Genomic DNA, 14,991 nt, shown 5'->3' on the forward strand with positions numbered 1-14,991 from the left:
CGGTAACGAAAATTCTTGTTGAAGAAGCTTCGAACATTGCCAATGAACTCTACCTGGGCGCGGTTGTAGACCGTGGTACTCGTCGTATCGTCTTCATGGCTTCGACTGAAGGTGGTGTTGAAATCGAGAAAGTGGCGGAAGAGACACCTGAGCTGATCCACAAGGCTGCGATTGATCCTTTGGTCGGTCCTCAGCCTTATCAAGGTCGTGAGCTGGCATTCAAACTTGGTCTTAAAGGCGACCAAATAAAGCAGTTCACCAAAATCTTCCTGGGTCTTGGCAACATGTTTGCCGATTACGACCTGGCATTGCTTGAGATTAACCCGCTGGTTATCACAGGTGATGACAACCTGCTGTGTCTGGACGGTAAAATCAATATCGACTCAAATGCGATGTACCGTCAGCCTAAGCTGCGTGAAATGCACGATCCTTCACAGGAAGACGAGCGTGAAGCACACGCGGCGCAGTGGGAACTGAACTACGTAGCGCTAGATGGCAGCATCGGCTGTATGGTTAACGGTGCAGGCCTGGCGATGGGTACGATGGATATCGTTAACCTTCACGGTGGCCAGCCAGCAAACTTCCTTGATGTTGGCGGCGGCGCAACCAAAGAGCGTGTGACTGAAGCATTCAAGATCATCCTCTCTGACAGCAACGTAAAAGCCGTCCTGGTTAACATCTTCGGCGGTATTGTTCGCTGTGACCTGATTGCAGAAGGTATTATCGGCGCTGTTGAAGAAGTGGGTGTCGAGGTACCGGTTGTTGTCCGTCTTGAAGGTAACAACGCTGTACTGGGTGCAGAGACACTGGCTAAGAGTGGCCTGAATATTATTGCTGCGACTTCCCTAACTGAAGCAGCGGAAAAAGTAGTTGCTGCAGCGGAGGGCAAATAATGTCAGTTCTAATTAATAAAGATACCAAAGTAATTTGTCAGGGATTCACTGGCGGTCAGGGAACTTTCCACTCTGAGCAGGCGATTGAATACGGAACGCAGATGGTCGGTGGTGTTTCGCCTGGTAAAGGCGGTACAACCCACCTTGGTTTGCCTGTCTTTAACACTGTGCGTGAAGCCGTTGAAGCAACTGGTGCTACTGCGACTGTTATTTATGTACCGGCACCGTTCTGTAAAGATGCCATTCTTGAAGCGATTGATGCGGGAATTGAGCTGATCGTTACGATCACCGAAGGTATCCCTACGCTTGATATGCTGGATGTCAAAGTACGCCTGGACGAAGCTGGCGTGCGTATGATTGGCCCTAACTGCCCGGGTGTGATCACGCCGGATGAGTGTAAGATCGGTATCATGCCGGGTCACATTCATAAAGCCGGTAAGGTAGGCATCGTATCACGCTCAGGTACGCTGACTTATGAAGCGGTTAAGCAGACTACGGATGAAGGTTTCGGCCAGTCAACTTGTGTTGGTATCGGTGGCGACCCAATTCCTGGCGCAAACTTTATCGATGTTCTGGAAATGTTCGAGAAAGATCCTGCGACTGAAGCCATCGTGATGATTGGTGAAATCGGTGGTACGGCTGAAGAAGAAGCGGCAGCTTACATCAAAGAGCATGTCACCAAGCCTGTAGTTTCGTACATTGCAGGTGTTACAGCGCCTCCGGGCAAGCGTATGGGCCATGCTGGTGCAATCATCTCTGGTGGTAAAGGTACCGCTGATGATAAATTCCAGGCGCTTGAGTCTGCCGGTGTTAAAACCGTGAAGAGTTTGGCTGATATCGGTAAGGCACTGCGCGAAGTTACTGGTTGGTAATATTCGCTGCAAAGATAATGAAAACCCGCCATCTGGCGGGTTTTTTTATTTGGTATTACCCTCAGTTTGTACAAGCTTGGAAAGTGCGCTGTATTCTTACTTGTTGCTTGCAGGTTGGAAACAGGCGAATAGGGTAGGCAGAAATGAAGTGGTTGAGCGGTATTATCGTAATTGTTGTTAGCTTGCACGTCGGTGCGAAAGAAGACAAAGCCGGCTATGAAGATTGCATACTGGCGCATGTATCCGGAACGGAAGATACGTTGGCTGCCAACTTGATGACCTACGCTTGTCATCGCTTATATATCGACAACTTTATGCTCTCCGAACAGGATCAAGGCTATTACCAGTGCCTGTTGGAGTACATGCCTGATGCCAAGAAAGCTGAAATTACACTTCAAATCAAACGCACCTGTAACGACAAGCACCGAAGCTTGTTTCGTTAATTAACCCTAATGATACTAAAAAGCCAGCAGAGACTGTCTGCTGGCTTGATAATGACAAGGCTAATATACCTGCTTAAGCGTCAGTTCTTTTAAACTGGCTCAGAATAAACATTGCAGCGGCTGCAACCACCACGGAAGGGCCGGCAGGGGTGTCGTAGTGCCATGACATGGCAAGGCCGATCATTACGGCAACGCAGCCGATAGCTGATGCTAAGCCAGCCATAAACTCTGGACTGTGAGAAAATTTCCGTGCCGTTGCGGCAGGGATAATCAGCAGCGAGGTGATAATCAGCGCGCCGACAAATTTCATTGCAATGGCAATGACCATCCCGACCATCAGCATCAGCAACAGACGCATCAAATCGACGTTGACACCTTCAACCTGGGCAAGCTCTTCGTTGATCGTCATCGACAGCAGAGGACGCCACAGGAAAGCCAGCAAAGCCATCACAACAGCGCCGCCACCATAGATCCATAACAGGTCGGTCGTGGTTACTGCCAGCAGATCACCAAATAGGTAGGCCATTAAATCGATACGTACATGATCGAGAAAACTGACCGCAACCAAGCCTAGCGACAAGGCGCTGTGGGCAAGGATACCCAGCAAGGTGTCAGTTGCGACATACTTTTGTTTCTGCAGGCCTACGAGGATCACGGCAAGTGCCAGACAGCAGATAACCAGTGCCAGATTGAGGTTGATATTGAACAGAAAGCCGAGGGCAACACCCAGTAAAGACGCATGGGATAGGGTATCGCCGAAATAAGCCATTTTTCGCCAGACGACAAAGGAGCCCAATGGCCCGGCCAGGGCGGCAATACCGATGCCTGCAATCAGTGCCGGCAGGATAAAATCAAGCATTGTGTTTCTCTTGTTGCTCGTGGTGATGGTGCTGACAAGGCCCTACCGGGCTACCGGCAAGATCATGTTCATGATTGTGGTGGTGGTGATAAAGTGCCAGCTGCTCGCTTTGCTGTGCCCCAAACAGGGCTACATACGACGGGTGATTGGTGATAGCTTCCGGCGCGCCTGAGCAGCAGATGTGATGATGAAGGCAGATCACATTGTCTGTTTTTGCCATGACAAGATGCAAGTCGTGCGAGACCATTAAAATGGCGCAATTGAGTTTATCACGTAGCGACTGGATTAAACTGTATAGCTCAAGCTGGCCATTGACGTCGACACCTTGTACCGGCTCATCAAGTACCAGTAAATCAGGACGCTGGAGCAGTGCCCGGGCCAGCAGGACGCGCTGCATTTCCCCGCCCGAGAGCGAATGCATATTACTGTGGTGCAAATGAGCACCGCCAACCAGTTTAAGGGCATCGATCCGGTCGTTATTCGTGTATCGCCCGGCGAGTCGCATAAAGCGGTCAACACTGAGAGGCAGTGATGCATTTAGCTGTAACTTTTGTGGGACATAGCCTATCCGGAGTCCTTTCTGACGAATGACCTTGCCTGCAGTGGGCTTGCATAGACCGGTGATGACTTTCACCAGGGTCGATTTGCCAGCACCGTTGGGGCCGATCAGGGTGGTGATTTGGCCTCGTTCGAGTTTAATCGAGACTTGATCAAGCACATGCCGTTCCGAAAAAGTCACGGTAACAGTCTGTAATTCAACTAGAGTAGTCATAAAAAGTGCTTCAAGGTATTTGCCAAAGTGAGATGTTATAATATAACATTTCCACTCTACTTGTAATCAATTATTATTTCGGAAATCATTATGCGCCGTTTGTTACTTTGCATCAGCTCTGTTGCACTGCTCTTCTCATCAGCCGTTTCTGCCAGTGAGTTCAAGGTGGTGACAACCGTTAAACCCTTAAATTTGATCGTACAGGAGCTAACTGACGGCGCTGCAATCAGCGAGTCGATTTTACCACCAGGTGCATCCCCGCACGATTACGCTTTGCGCCCGTCAGATGTAAAAAAACTAAGAGACGCGGACTTGGTCGTTTGGGTTGGGCCAGAGCTGGAAATGTTCCTGTCAAAAGTGCTGGATGCGAAAGGTAACAGCTTGGCACTGACGGAACAACATTCAATTGATTTTCGTTCTTATGAAAGTGGGGCAGAAATTGACCACGGTGATCACCACCATAGCCATGATGGCGTTGACCCGCACCTGTGGCTAGGCCCGAAACAAGCGATTCAGGCGGCGAAGGTAATTTCTGAGGCGCTTATCAAATTTGATCCATTGCATAAAAATAAATATGAAGATAACCTTTCTCGGTTCGTGTCTGAAGTGGAACTGACCATTGATGAATTGAACACTGAGCTGAAGCCACTAGCTAGCCGCGGTTATTATGTTTTCCATGATGCCTATGGTTACTTTGAAGCGCAATTCGGGTTGAATAATCTCGGGCATTTTACTGTTGATCCCGATCGTCGTCCGGGCGCGAAAACATTAGTTTCTATCCGTCGCTCATTACAAAACAAACAGGCGCAGTGTGTATTCAGTGAGCCGCAATTTTCACCGGCGGTAGTAAAGAGTGTCGTTAGTGGCACCGAAGTTAATATTGGAACCCTTGACCCGATGGCAACGGAGATTGCAGTGGAAAAGGGAGGTTATGTCCGATTTTTACAAGAATTAGGGCAGAGTTTTACCAAGTGTCTTAAATAATAATGAAAATACTCAAGGTTGCGGCCTTAACATTCAAACAATTACCCCGCCAGCATCGAATTGCTTTAGCCTCAACCTCATTGATCGTCGTGGCTGCCTTGGTATGGCAGCCCTCATCGCCGCTTCAGCAAGCAGTAACCTATCAGTCTGACCAACGTATTGATGTAGAGATCCCGCTTGAAGAGTTAGATGTTCTGTCTGAGCAGAATAGCGAGCCGATGGGCGCAGTGTTGGATCCTGAGGATCCGGAGTTCCTGGCTCCGAAAGATGAGCTGGAGCAGCAACTCGAAGAAGTGGTTGATATCGCCCATAACCATAAGGTGGCTTCTGGCGAGACATTAGGCGCGATTTTCTCCCAGTACGCGTTGCCCCTTGCTGATATGTACCGTTTGATCAAGGTGAACAAGTCGATTCAGAACCTCCGCGTGGGCCAGATGATTGAGTGGTCTGTCGATGACGAGGGCCGGGTCACAGAGTTCAGCATCAAGCGCAGTGCAAAACTGACTGACATGTATACGCTGACCGGGCAGGGCTATGAATTCAAAAAGCTGGAAGAAAATGGCGAAATCAAGCCGGTAATGTTAACCGGGCGGATTTCTGGCAGCTTTTATCAGTCAGCTCGCGCTGCTGGCCTGACACCAAATCAGATCCAAACCGTGGTTCAGGCCCTGCAGTGGCGGTTTGATTTCGGCCGGGAGGCACGAAAAGGCGATCGGTTTGCTGTTTCTGTCGAGCGTGAGTTTATTGATGGCAAAGCAGTAACACGGGGCGATGTGAAGTCGCTTTACTATTTGAGTGGTTCTCGCGAAGTGTTTGTGATGCGCCATGAGGACGGTCTGTTCTATGATGCTGAGGGCAAGAGCCTTAACCGTGCGTTGCGCCGGATACCACTGGCCAAGCGCTACCGAATCAGTTCGTCGTTTAATCCAAGGCGCAAACACCCGGTTACCGGGCGAATATCTCCACACAACGGAACGGATTTTGCCACACCGATAGGCACGCCTGTGCTTGCTGCCGGTGATGGTGTGGTCGTAAAAGCAAGAAAGCACCCGTTGGCTGGCAATTACGTGGTTATTAAGCATGGCCGCGAGTACATGACCCGCTATCTCCATTTACACAGGCTGCTGGTGAAGGTGGGGGACAAAGTCACTATGGGTCAGCGTATTGCGTTGAGTGGCAATACCGGACGTTCAACCGGTCCGCATCTTCATTACGAGTTGATCAAGAAAAATCGTGCAGTGAATGCAATGAAGGTACCTCTGCCTCAGGCTGAGCCTATTTCGTCCAAGCAGCGAGGCCGGTTTGTCCAGCTCGCCAGTGACGAAAGGCAAAAATTACTGTCTGTGATGCCAGGCTGATGAAAAAGCGCACAAAAGTGCGCTTTTTTTATGTCACACCGCTCAATTTATAAAATCATTCTTATACAACAAGTCAACTTACTTCATAATGTTTCGTTACGCTGTTGTCAGTTATTGCAGGGATACGCTGTACCAATAGTTCCTGGTTGTTATGAATAAAGCCTTTTTCATATTTTCCTTCTATCTGTCAGTACTGTTGCACTGTAGTTTTGCTACAGCAGGAAACAGTCATGCCTTTTATCCGCTTCCTCATCAGGAACGTGGAAGCTTCGTGGCGGCCAAAAAGGTCATTACCAATACCAACGGTGGGCTGTGGTTTGTTGATGCTCACGGAGCGTTGATTTTCTATGACGGTGAGCGGTTAGACAGGGCGGTCGATCAAATCGGCGAGCCGATCACCGGTGTCACCGATGCTGTTATGCTAGGGCAGACGCTGTGGCTGGTAAAAGATGGCTATGCCTATCGCTACCTCCCTACAACTGCCGAGCTAAAACGGTTGGAGTGGCAATCGGCGCCGCTTAGATATGTTATAAGCCACCAGGCAGGCATCTGGTTTGCCAGCAGAGATGGTTTGTATGTCATTACAGATGAACAGCGGCAGCCGGAGTTTGTTGCAGTTCCAGAGTCACTTGCGGTTGCTGGTCTCTATAGTGTGGGCGATTCAATATTTGTTGCTGGGGAACTGGGCATCTATGAGTTTAGAGACCGCCAGTTCTTAACTCCTCGTTTGTATCCACGGCACAGGGTCACAGCGGTTTTCGAAGACAGCACAGAGCAGTTATGGTTCGGAACTCAGTCCGGCTTGTTTTTATCACGCCAGGCGCGTCCCGTTCTTTCTTCTCAAGGCTCATCAAGACATCAGCTTTCGGTTTCAGCGATTTCAGAAACAAAATCCGGTGTCTGGGTGGGGACAGCGCAAGGGCTTAAGCTGATTGATAAGGCGTCATTGGCTGTGAGCCATTATCGTGCCGACGCTGATGATGAATATACGATCAATAACAACCGGGTGATGGCACTGCTTGGGGATGAGAAGTACGGGCTATGGATAGCCACCGAGAGCGGTATCAATTATCTACCGGCCTCCACGTCGGCCTTGAAAAGATTTCCTTATGGCTCCGGAGGCAATAATGCAGTAATGATCGGTCGAACCAATCAACTTCAGCAGATTGAGGATGGCAGCATCTGGCTTGCGACTGACAAAGGGCTGACAGAGCTTGATGATAGCTTGGGGATTGTGCGTCAGTTACCTTTATCGGGAGGCGTTGACTCTTTTGCTTATAAGAAGGGGACTTTCTGGCTTGCAACCGGAACGGGCCTGAAAGCTTACTCGCTGGCTGATAATGAGTGGCTGACGCTGAATCTGCCGAGTTGGTTTGAAGGTCAGCCGATAACCAGCTTGATGGTTGATCACTACAATTCAGTCTGGATAGGCATGGAGTCTCACCTTTACCGTTACTGGTCAAAAACGTCAGAGCTTAATTCGTTTGGTAGTCATTGGTTTCAGGCTCCATACGGCAGCGAGGCCGTCACTGTCTTGTTCGAAGATAGTCATCACCATATTTGGGTCGGGACGGATTACGCTTTGTACCAGTTTGATACCGGGCTGCTTAGCATGGTTGAGCAAACGGCTAGCCTGGGCGGTGTGATCGACATCTATGAAGATATATTGGGCCAGCTATGGGTGGTAAATAACCATAGCCTTCAATATTCTCCGAAGCAGGACAAGTTGCCACTGGAGCCAATTGTTCTCAATGGAGCCTATGCCAAGCCATATTGTATCGATGGTGACAATGGCGGGAGTTGGGTGACAACGAGCCAAGGGCTGTCGTACTACTCGTTATCGGCACAGCTGAGGCTTCACCTCCCGCCCTTGGTCGGTGGGGTTGAAAAAGAGTCGTATTCACAAGCGTGTGAGATTTTGCAATCGGGAAAATTACTGCTTGGGGGGAAGAAAGGGCTGCTTGAAATCGAGCCGAAGAAGTTGCTTGCTTCGGAAAAGCAGCAGTTCTCTATAATTGTTGGCAATATTCATGTCGATAATCAATTGGCACGTCTTGCCGGTGGCACTGAAAGCTTACTTACCGTACCGTACGGTTCATCGGTCAGCTTTGATATTGGCGTGCTGCCGTTTTCAGGGTTTACCAAGCTGCAATATCGCTTGATAGGGGATCGGGAGGTGCCTTGGGTGAGCTTTAGTCATACCTCATTGTATTTTGACAACCTGAACCCCGGAGACTACCTGCTGGAACTGCGCTTCGATGGCGAAAACCCAAAGGATCAACCTGAGATACGTTATCCGTTCCAAGTATCAGGTCCCTGGTACCTATCTTATTGGTCAACCTCATTGTTGGTTGCGCTATTGATCCTTCTGCTGATCCTCTTGATTGCTTGGCGAGTACGCGCTTATCACCGTCAAAATTTAGCGCTCAAGCAGGCAGTCTTTCACAGTACGGCCAGAATAGAGCTGCATAAAAAGCAGCTCTATGCCAGCAACAAACACCTGCAGCGTATATTACATATGCGGCAAAATTTCATGGCTCAGCTATACAGTGAGCTGCGATCGCCTTTGTCATTGATCCTCGGGCCCATTAGGAAAATGCAGGTAACCAGCCATGGTGAAGAGAATGAGCAGCTTCACCTGGTTGCCAACAATATAGAGCGCTCGCTGCATTTGGTCGAGCAGCTACTTACCCGCGATGCGCAAGCTTTCATGGAGCCTGAAAAGCGATGTGAACAATGGATTAGCCCGATCATCCAGGCCTGTTGTCTGAGTTGGCAGCTCGAGGCCGAACAGAGAGAAATAGCGCTCTGTCTGGAGGATGAGACAGACGGGGTGAGTGTGAAGGTGGCACCGTATCACCTTGAAATTATGCTCGGTAATTTATTATCCAATGCCCTGAAATACACACCCCGGCACGGCTGTATCAATGTGGCAGTGAAGAATATCGATCACAGGCTGGTGGTATCGGTCAGTGATACAGGCAAAGGGATGTCAGAAGAAGTCAGGGACAACATTTTTGATAGCTACTTCAAAGAGGATACCGACTTTAACCCGGAGGCCGGCTTTGGCCTGGGGCTGAGTACCGTCAAGCAGCTTGTCGAACTCTATGAAGGGGAGGTTTCCGTTGTTAGCTACCCGGGAGTCGGCAGTGAATTTGTGATAACCCTGCCTTTGTACCGTGAAGGCTGTATGAAGACCCTGGTTGGCGAAGACAATCAGAAGGCATCTGCTGCGCCACAGGACGATCTGCCAAAGTTGTTGGTTGCCTCGACGGACGAGGAGGTTGTTGCATGCCTGACGGCCTTGCTGGAGGAATACCCCTTGTTGGTCGCAAGCGACGGTTATGAGGCGGTTTTTTTAGCGAAAGAAAATCAGCCCGACATGATTCTGTGTGACTTGGACTTACCCGGACTTGGTGGGCTTCAGGTACGTGAAAGGCTGCAGGAAGATCCGAGAGAGTGCCAGCCTGCGTTCGTACTAATGGTTGATAATTGTCCTCAGGAGCATATAGCAGCGGGCGTTGACTCAGTGCTTACTAAGCCTTTTGAGCCAGATGCTGCCCTTAATCATATCCAGTTTTTGTTAAACGGTGAGTGTCCGCAGTTTCAGGCTTTGATCTCCAGCCATGCTGGGCTACCTACTGATGTTGTTGAAACCTCTTGGCGGCAGAGTGTGATGAGCTTGGTTGAAGAGAAATTTGATCAGGCGAATTTCGGGACCGCGATGGCAGCCAATGCCCTGTATATGTCGGAGCGTAGCTTACAGCGGAAGTTCAAGCAGGAGTTTGGTATGTCGTTTAAAGACTATGTTAGCCAGTTCCGTTTTGAGCAGGCAAAGCGCAAGCTAAAGCAGGGAGAACGTGTATCGGATGTGGCGCTTTCCTGCGGCTTCAATGATCCGTCATATTTCAGCGCACGCTTTAAAGGTAACTTTGGTATCACACCTTCCCAATATGCAGCCCAGTATCAGCACTGATAGCCGATGACGCTACATCTTCTTTCATTCTACTAAAGATTCCAATACTGAAAAAATAACGTGATATGGTCAGCCCGACCATATCACGTGTACCAATGGTACCTTCGCTTGCTGCTGGCAATATGACGGGCACCATATTGCCTTAGGAATAGGAGCAGGCCTTGTTGCCTGTTGGTGGCGCACTATACCGTTGTTGAAAATAGGAAGCTATGAAATATGCGACATAATGCATTGATAGTGCGCCAATGCGTCAAAGACAGGGGTAGCAGCCGCTGTGTTAAAAACAGCGAGTGGGTGTTAACAACGTCAAAACTGTTCTTTTATTGTCAAAACAATAGCTGACCTTTCGGTATTGATAGCCCTAATACACCTATGAATACCAAGGTTTTTTGATTTAAGACAATACGCAAGATGTTTCAAATTGTAATATTGCTAGTAGGAATAAAAATAATTCTTATTAAGGTGTGAAAATGAAACTGTCCGAGTTGTCGTGCGGTGCAAACGGAATCGTAACCAGCTTGTCTGAGCTTCCTTCCGCAACGCGCAAGAAGCTAATGGTTATGGGGATGTTGCCTGAAACTCAGGTGACTGTTGTTCGTTTGGCGCCGTTGGGTGATCCCCTACAGGTGCGTGTCCGTGGTGTCGATATTGCTCTGCGTAAGCAGATTGCGGCCAATATCGAAGTGGAGGTACGCTGATGCAATATAATATTCTGACTGTTGGTAACCCAAATAGCGGTAAAACAACATTGTTTAACGGTCTGACAGGTGCCAAGCAGCAAGTCGGTAACTGGGCGGGTGTGACGGTCGAAAAGAAAACCGGTAATTACCAGTGTGCCGGTGACGATTTTGCCCTGACGGATCTGCCGGGGATCTACAACCTTGATAGTGCCAACGATGCCAACAGTTTAGATGAGGCCATCGCTTCTCGCGCCATTTTGACTATGCCGGCAGATGTGATTATCAATGTGGTTGACGCCTCTTGTCTGGAACGCAGCCTGTATATGACGTTGCAGCTTCGTGAGCTGGGTCGTCCGATGATTGTCGTACTGAACAAAATGGATGTATTGCAACGTCAGCGTCAGGTACTGGATATTAAGGCGCTGGAAAAAGCGCTGGGTTGCCCGGTTGTATCTCTGTCTGCAAACAACCTTAAGCAGGTGCAGGAATTCAAGACTCAGCTTCACAAGATGCTGGCGCAGGGGATCGCGGTTAACGATCTCAGCCTGAACTACGGCGATCAGTTCGAGACTGCGATTGGCGAACTAGAGTCAATGTTTGGCAATGAAACCCTGAACGTTCGCGCTCAGGCGATCCGTGTGCTTGAAAATGACACTTTGGTAATTAACGGATTATCTGAAAATGAGAAGAACAAGGCGTGTAATATCCGCAACAAGCTGATGGTCGATGTCGATCCGGATATTCAGGTTGCCGATGTTCGCTATACCTACCTTCATCAGTTATGTCAAAAGGTGCGTCGTCAGGAGGGTAAACTAAGCCGTAGCCTGAGTGACAAGATTGACCGGGTTCTTTTGCACCGCGCCTTCGGTATCCCGTTCTTCTTTATCGTCATGTACCTGATGTTTATGTTCTCCATCAACATCGGTAGCTCGTTCATTGACTTCTTCGATATCAGCGCAGGGGCCCTGCTTGTTGATGGCGGCCATTACCTGCTTGATGATCATTTGCCGGTTTGGTTGGTAACGATCATTGCCGATGGTATTGGCGGCGGTATCCAGACGGTAGCCACCTTTATTCCTGTGATTGCCTGCCTGTATCTGTTCCTGGCAGTACTAGAAAGCTCGGGTTATATGGCGCGTGCAGCGTTTGTTCTGGATAAAGTGATGCAGAAAGTTGGCCTGCCGGGCAAAGCATTTGTCCCGTTGGTGCTTGGTTTCGGTTGTAACGTTCCTTCTATCATGGCAACCCGTACCCTGGAGCAAGAGCGTGAGCGTAAGCTAGCCGCTGCAATGGCACCTTTCATGTCATGTGGTGCACGTCTGCCGGTATATGCGTTATTTGCAGCAGCGTTTTTCCCTGAAAGCGGTCAGAATGTCGTGTTTGGACTTTACCTGCTAGGTATTGCTGCCGCTGTAATGACCGGGATGATCCTGCGCAGTACTCTGTATCCGGGAACAAGTGACAGCTTCATTATGGAAATGCCGGACTACGAATTGCCGACTATGCGCAATGTGGGTATCAAAACCTGGCAAAAACTGAAGAAGTTTGTATTAGGTGCCGGTAAGACAATTGTTGTCGTAGTAGCCTGCCTGAGCTTCTTTAATTCGCTGGGGGCTGATGGCTCGTTTGGTAACGAAGATACCGAAAACTCGGTATTGTCCAAGGCAGCTCAGGTCGTGACACCAGTATTGGCACCAATTGGCGTGAAAGAAGATAACTGGCCAGCAACGGTTGGTATCATCACCGGTATTTTTGCCAAAGAAGCTGTTGTGGGTACGCTAAATAGCCTTTATGCACCGTCAGAAGGTGAAGAGGGCGGTGAGTATGATCTGCTGGCAAGCTTGCAAGAAGCCGTTGAGACTATCCCGGCTAACCTGGCCGACCTGAGCTACTCAGATCCTCTGGGTATCGAAGTCGGTGAGCTGAATGATCTTGATACTGTTGCCGAAGATCAGGGCGTCGAAACGTCAGTCTTTGGTAATATTCAGCATCACTTTGTCAGTTCGGCGGCGGCGATGGCTTATCTGGTCTTTATCTTGCTCTATACGCCTTGTGCTGCGGCGATGGGGGCCTATGTGCGTGAGTTCGGCCAGAAGTTCTCTGCCTTTATTGCCAGCTGGACGATGCTGTTAGCCTATACCTTCGCAACGGTTGTGTATCAGGTGGCTCATTTTGCCGAACACCCTGTGACCAGTATGTTGTGGATAGCGTTCTTTGCCCTGATTAATGTTGGCTTGTATATCTTGTTCAAGCGTCAGGGGCAGAAGCAACCGGAAGAGGTGCTGGCACTGTGATCCTTCAGCAATTGAAACAGTATATTGAACAGCATGGCCGTTCCAGCAGAAAGAGTTTGGCTAACCACTTCGGTATGAGCGAGGACGGGGTCGATACCATGCTGGATATCTGGGTACGTAAAGGCGTGATCAGCAAAGAACTGGTGGGCTGTGACAAAGACAGCTGTTGTCAGAGTGCCGAGGACGTCTGGTATCGGAGCCAGAAGGCCGATGAGTTGTCAGTCACTGTTTTAAGCTGATAAAAATGAAGAGGCAGCCCTTGGGCTGCCTTTGTTTTATTTGTCTGAGGGCAAATATGTTCGGTTAAATAGCCTTGAACCCGTCGATATTGGCGAGCTCGTCCCGAAGCTCATCTGCCAATGCTTGCTGTATCCCTTCTTCTCGCTGTGTTCCGTCGGTATTTCCCCATATCGGGCCGGGCCAGGCGATGTCTGACTGAAATCTTGCTATATGGTGAACATGCAATTGGGGAACCAGGTTGCCCAGCGCACCGACGTTGATTTTATCTGCCTGATAGTCAGTTTCCAAAAGGCGGGCAACAGCGCTCGATTCCCGTATCAGCTGAAGTTGATCCTGCTCGGGAAGGTGGTGGATTTCGGTGATCTCGTCACGGCGTGGAACCAGTATTAGCCATGGGCCCAGCGCTTCTTTTGATAGTAACACCCTGCATAACGGCAAGTCGCCTAGAACCGTAGTATCTGCTGCCAGTCTCGGATGGAGTGAAAAATGCATTGTTGTATTCCTTAAATGTATTGAGCTGCTCACATGCTGGAACATTGTTCATCGTTATCGGTGGAGGCTGCTTGTATGCTGGTAATACCACAGAAGGATAAACAGTCTTCTAACTACTCATGTCATGGTAATACCAATTGAAATAAAGACCAGTATTGATAACCACAGATTGATGAAATCGGTGGACAGTTGTGGTGGCAGACACATTGAGCTTGCGATAATCGTTGGGGGGTAAAGTATGGTCGCGGAATATCAGGAAGTTCTGGATTTTTGGTTTGGCGAGCTTGGTGAGGAAGTGCCGGCTACCGATCGAAATACGCTGTGGTTTCAGGGGGGAGAGGAAACGGATCAACTTATTGCCAAACGTTTTCAGCCACTGGTGAGCCGGGCCGGGCTCGGTGAGCTGAGTCACTGGGCGGAGGAGCCGAAAGGGGCATTGGCCATGATTATTTTGCTGGACCAATTTACCCGCAATATCTACCGCGGCCTGAGCGCGGCTTTCCGTTATGACTCCCTGGCGCTGGCAATTTGCAAGCGAGGGCTGGCCAACAACTTTGATGAGCAGCTTAGCCCTATTGAACGCGTCTTTTTCTATCTCCCGCTAGAGCATTCGGAAACGGTTGAAGATCAGGAAGAGTGTGTGTTTCGTTTTGACCGTTTGCGCCAGTCTGTCTCACCGGCTCATGCCGTTGTTTTCGAAGGGTTTTACCAATATGCCGTGAGTCATCACGATGTAGTTAAACGCTTCGGTCGTTTTCCGCATCGCAATGCGGTTCACGGGCGACTGTCTACCCAGGAAGAGCTGGACTGGCTCCATAAGGGCGGTCAGCGCTTCGGGCAGTAAAAAGTGGGCAGTAATGACCTACGGTAAAGTTTATAAGATTTAGAGAAAAAAGCGGCTATTAAACAAAAGCACCACCGTACCTGAAGAGTCAGGGAAGGTGGTGTTTTTAGTTCTATCAGCAGTCTTGCTTAGGGTGAGCACTGACTAGTTGATGGGAAGTACCCGGTTTCTTCCCAGTTGCTTGGCTTGATTGAGGTGGCTGTCTGCGCGAGCAATAACATCGGCGGTGGTTTCGTCTTCCTGCTTGGTGGCAATACCAAACGAGGCGGTAACAGAGTTGATCC

14 protein-coding genes are annotated in these 14,991 nt (G+C 49.4%); 10 read left to right on the top strand and 4 right to left on the bottom strand.

Going from position 1 to position 14,991, the window contains the following annotated elements; genetic code table 11:
* The 3 genes from sucC to MHN01_RS05175 form a co-directional block, all read left to right on the top strand.
* The coding region (gene sucC / locus MHN01_RS05165) for an ADP-forming succinate--CoA ligase subunit beta (RefSeq protein ID WP_239410339.1) at nt 1–893 on the top strand (893 nt) is incomplete at its 5' end.
* Nucleotides 893–1,765 carry a succinate--CoA ligase subunit alpha gene (sucD, locus tag MHN01_RS05170; protein ID WP_075768303.1) on the top strand — a complete coding sequence of 291 codons (873 nt, stop codon included), beginning with the start codon at nt 893–895 and terminating at the stop codon, nt 1,763–1,765. The genes sucC and sucD, both read left to right, overlap by 1 nt.
* Before the next feature lie 143 nt (nt 1,766–1,908).
* A complete protein-coding gene (locus MHN01_RS05175) occupies nt 1,909–2,208 on the top strand; it encodes a VF_A0006 family four-cysteine protein (protein ID WP_239410340.1) in 300 nt (99 codons plus the stop codon).
* A 73-nt stretch (nt 2,209–2,281) separates the two neighbouring features.
* On the opposite strand, the gene znuB is transcribed toward MHN01_RS05175, so the two are convergent.
* Nucleotides 2,282–3,067 carry a zinc ABC transporter permease subunit ZnuB gene (gene znuB, locus MHN01_RS05180; RefSeq protein ID WP_239410341.1) on the bottom strand — a complete coding sequence of 262 codons (786 nt, stop codon included), beginning with the start codon at nt 3,065–3,067 and terminating at the stop codon, nt 2,282–2,284.
* Nucleotides 3,060–3,839, bottom strand: a complete 780-nt coding sequence (znuC, locus tag MHN01_RS05185) for a zinc ABC transporter ATP-binding protein ZnuC (RefSeq protein WP_239410342.1) — start codon at nt 3,837–3,839, stop codon at nt 3,060–3,062. Before znuC ends, znuB begins: the two co-directional genes overlap by 8 nt.
* 90 nt (nt 3,840–3,929) lie before the next feature.
* Between znuC and znuA the strand changes: the two genes are divergently transcribed.
* The 6 genes from znuA to MHN01_RS05215 all read left to right on the top strand — a co-directional run bounded on the left by znuA (nt 3,930) and on the right by MHN01_RS05215 (nt 13,370).
* Nucleotides 3,930–4,823, top strand: a complete 894-nt coding sequence (znuA, locus tag MHN01_RS05190; RefSeq protein ID WP_239410343.1) for a zinc ABC transporter substrate-binding protein ZnuA — start codon at nt 3,930–3,932, stop codon at nt 4,821–4,823.
* 2 nt (nt 4,824–4,825) lie between these two features.
* The gene (gene mepM / locus MHN01_RS05195) at nt 4,826–6,181 is read left to right on the top strand and encodes a murein DD-endopeptidase MepM (protein WP_239410344.1); all 1,356 of its coding nucleotides are present in this window, start codon (nt 4,826–4,828) and stop codon (nt 6,179–6,181) included.
* Nucleotides 6,182–6,452: 271 nt separating this feature from the next.
* A complete protein-coding gene (locus MHN01_RS24615; RefSeq protein WP_239410345.1) occupies nt 6,453–10,157 on the top strand; it encodes a helix-turn-helix domain-containing protein in 3,705 nt (1,234 codons plus the stop codon).
* Between the two features lie 470 nt (nt 10,158–10,627).
* Nucleotides 10,628–10,855, top strand: coding sequence for a FeoA family protein (locus tag MHN01_RS05205; protein WP_160650474.1), 228 nt, complete (start codon nt 10,628–10,630; stop codon nt 10,853–10,855).
* The gene (feoB, locus tag MHN01_RS05210; RefSeq protein WP_239410346.1) at nt 10,855–13,131 is read left to right on the top strand and encodes a Fe(2+) transporter permease subunit FeoB; all 2,277 of its coding nucleotides are present in this window, start codon (nt 10,855–10,857) and stop codon (nt 13,129–13,131) included. Before MHN01_RS05205 ends, feoB begins: the two co-directional genes overlap by 1 nt.
* Nucleotides 13,128–13,370, top strand: a complete 243-nt coding sequence (locus tag MHN01_RS05215; protein WP_239410347.1) for a FeoC-like transcriptional regulator — start codon at nt 13,128–13,130, stop codon at nt 13,368–13,370. The genes feoB and MHN01_RS05215 overlap by 4 nt, the downstream gene beginning before the upstream one ends.
* Nucleotides 13,371–13,434: 64 nt before the next feature.
* On the opposite strand, the gene MHN01_RS05220 is transcribed toward MHN01_RS05215, so the two are convergent.
* Complete coding sequence (locus MHN01_RS05220) at nt 13,435–13,863, bottom strand: HIT domain-containing protein (RefSeq protein ID WP_239410348.1); 429 nt, start codon at nt 13,861–13,863, stop codon at nt 13,435–13,437.
* Between the two features lie 238 nt (nt 13,864–14,101).
* On the opposite strand from MHN01_RS05220, the gene MHN01_RS05225 reads away from it, so the two are divergent.
* Nucleotides 14,102–14,707 carry a DUF924 family protein gene (locus MHN01_RS05225; RefSeq protein WP_239410349.1) on the top strand — a complete coding sequence of 202 codons (606 nt, stop codon included), beginning with the start codon at nt 14,102–14,104 and terminating at the stop codon, nt 14,705–14,707.
* A gap of 144 nt (nt 14,708–14,851) precedes the next feature.
* Here the strand turns inward: MHN01_RS05225 and MHN01_RS05230 are convergent, their stop codons facing one another.
* Complete coding sequence (locus tag MHN01_RS05230) at nt 14,852–14,989, bottom strand: diguanylate cyclase domain-containing protein (protein ID WP_370646429.1); 138 nt, start codon at nt 14,987–14,989, stop codon at nt 14,852–14,854.
* Nucleotides 14,990–14,991: the final 2 nt, after the last annotated feature.

The sequence above is a fragment of the Photobacterium sp. OFAV2-7 genome (genome assembly GCF_022347985.1).
GTDB lineage: Bacteria > Pseudomonadota > Gammaproteobacteria > Enterobacterales > Vibrionaceae > Photobacterium.

Excerpts from the sequence above, each read along its gene's own strand:
- sucD (WP_075768303.1), top strand. The coding sequence starts at position 893 with ATGTCAGTTCTAATTAATAAAGATACCAAAGTAATTTGTCAGGGATTC.
- MHN01_RS05175 (WP_239410340.1), top strand. The coding sequence starts at position 1,909 with ATGAAGTGGTTGAGCGGTATTATCGTAATTGTTGTTAGCTTGCACGTC.
- znuB (WP_239410341.1), bottom strand. The coding sequence starts at position 3,067 with ATGCTTGATTTTATCCTGCCGGCACTGATTGCAGGCATCGGTATTGCC.
- znuC (WP_239410342.1), bottom strand. The coding sequence starts at position 3,839 with ATGACTACTCTAGTTGAATTACAGACTGTTACCGTGACTTTTTCGGAA.
- znuA (WP_239410343.1), top strand. The coding sequence starts at position 3,930 with ATGCGCCGTTTGTTACTTTGCATCAGCTCTGTTGCACTGCTCTTCTCA.
- mepM (WP_239410344.1), top strand. The coding sequence starts at position 4,826 with ATGAAAATACTCAAGGTTGCGGCCTTAACATTCAAACAATTACCCCGC.
- MHN01_RS05205 (WP_160650474.1), top strand. The coding sequence starts at position 10,628 with ATGAAACTGTCCGAGTTGTCGTGCGGTGCAAACGGAATCGTAACCAGC.
- feoB (WP_239410346.1), top strand. The coding sequence starts at position 10,855 with ATGCAATATAATATTCTGACTGTTGGTAACCCAAATAGCGGTAAAACA.
- MHN01_RS05220 (WP_239410348.1), bottom strand. The coding sequence starts at position 13,863 with ATGCATTTTTCACTCCATCCGAGACTGGCAGCAGATACTACGGTTCTA.
- MHN01_RS05225 (WP_239410349.1), top strand. The coding sequence starts at position 14,102 with ATGGTCGCGGAATATCAGGAAGTTCTGGATTTTTGGTTTGGCGAGCTT.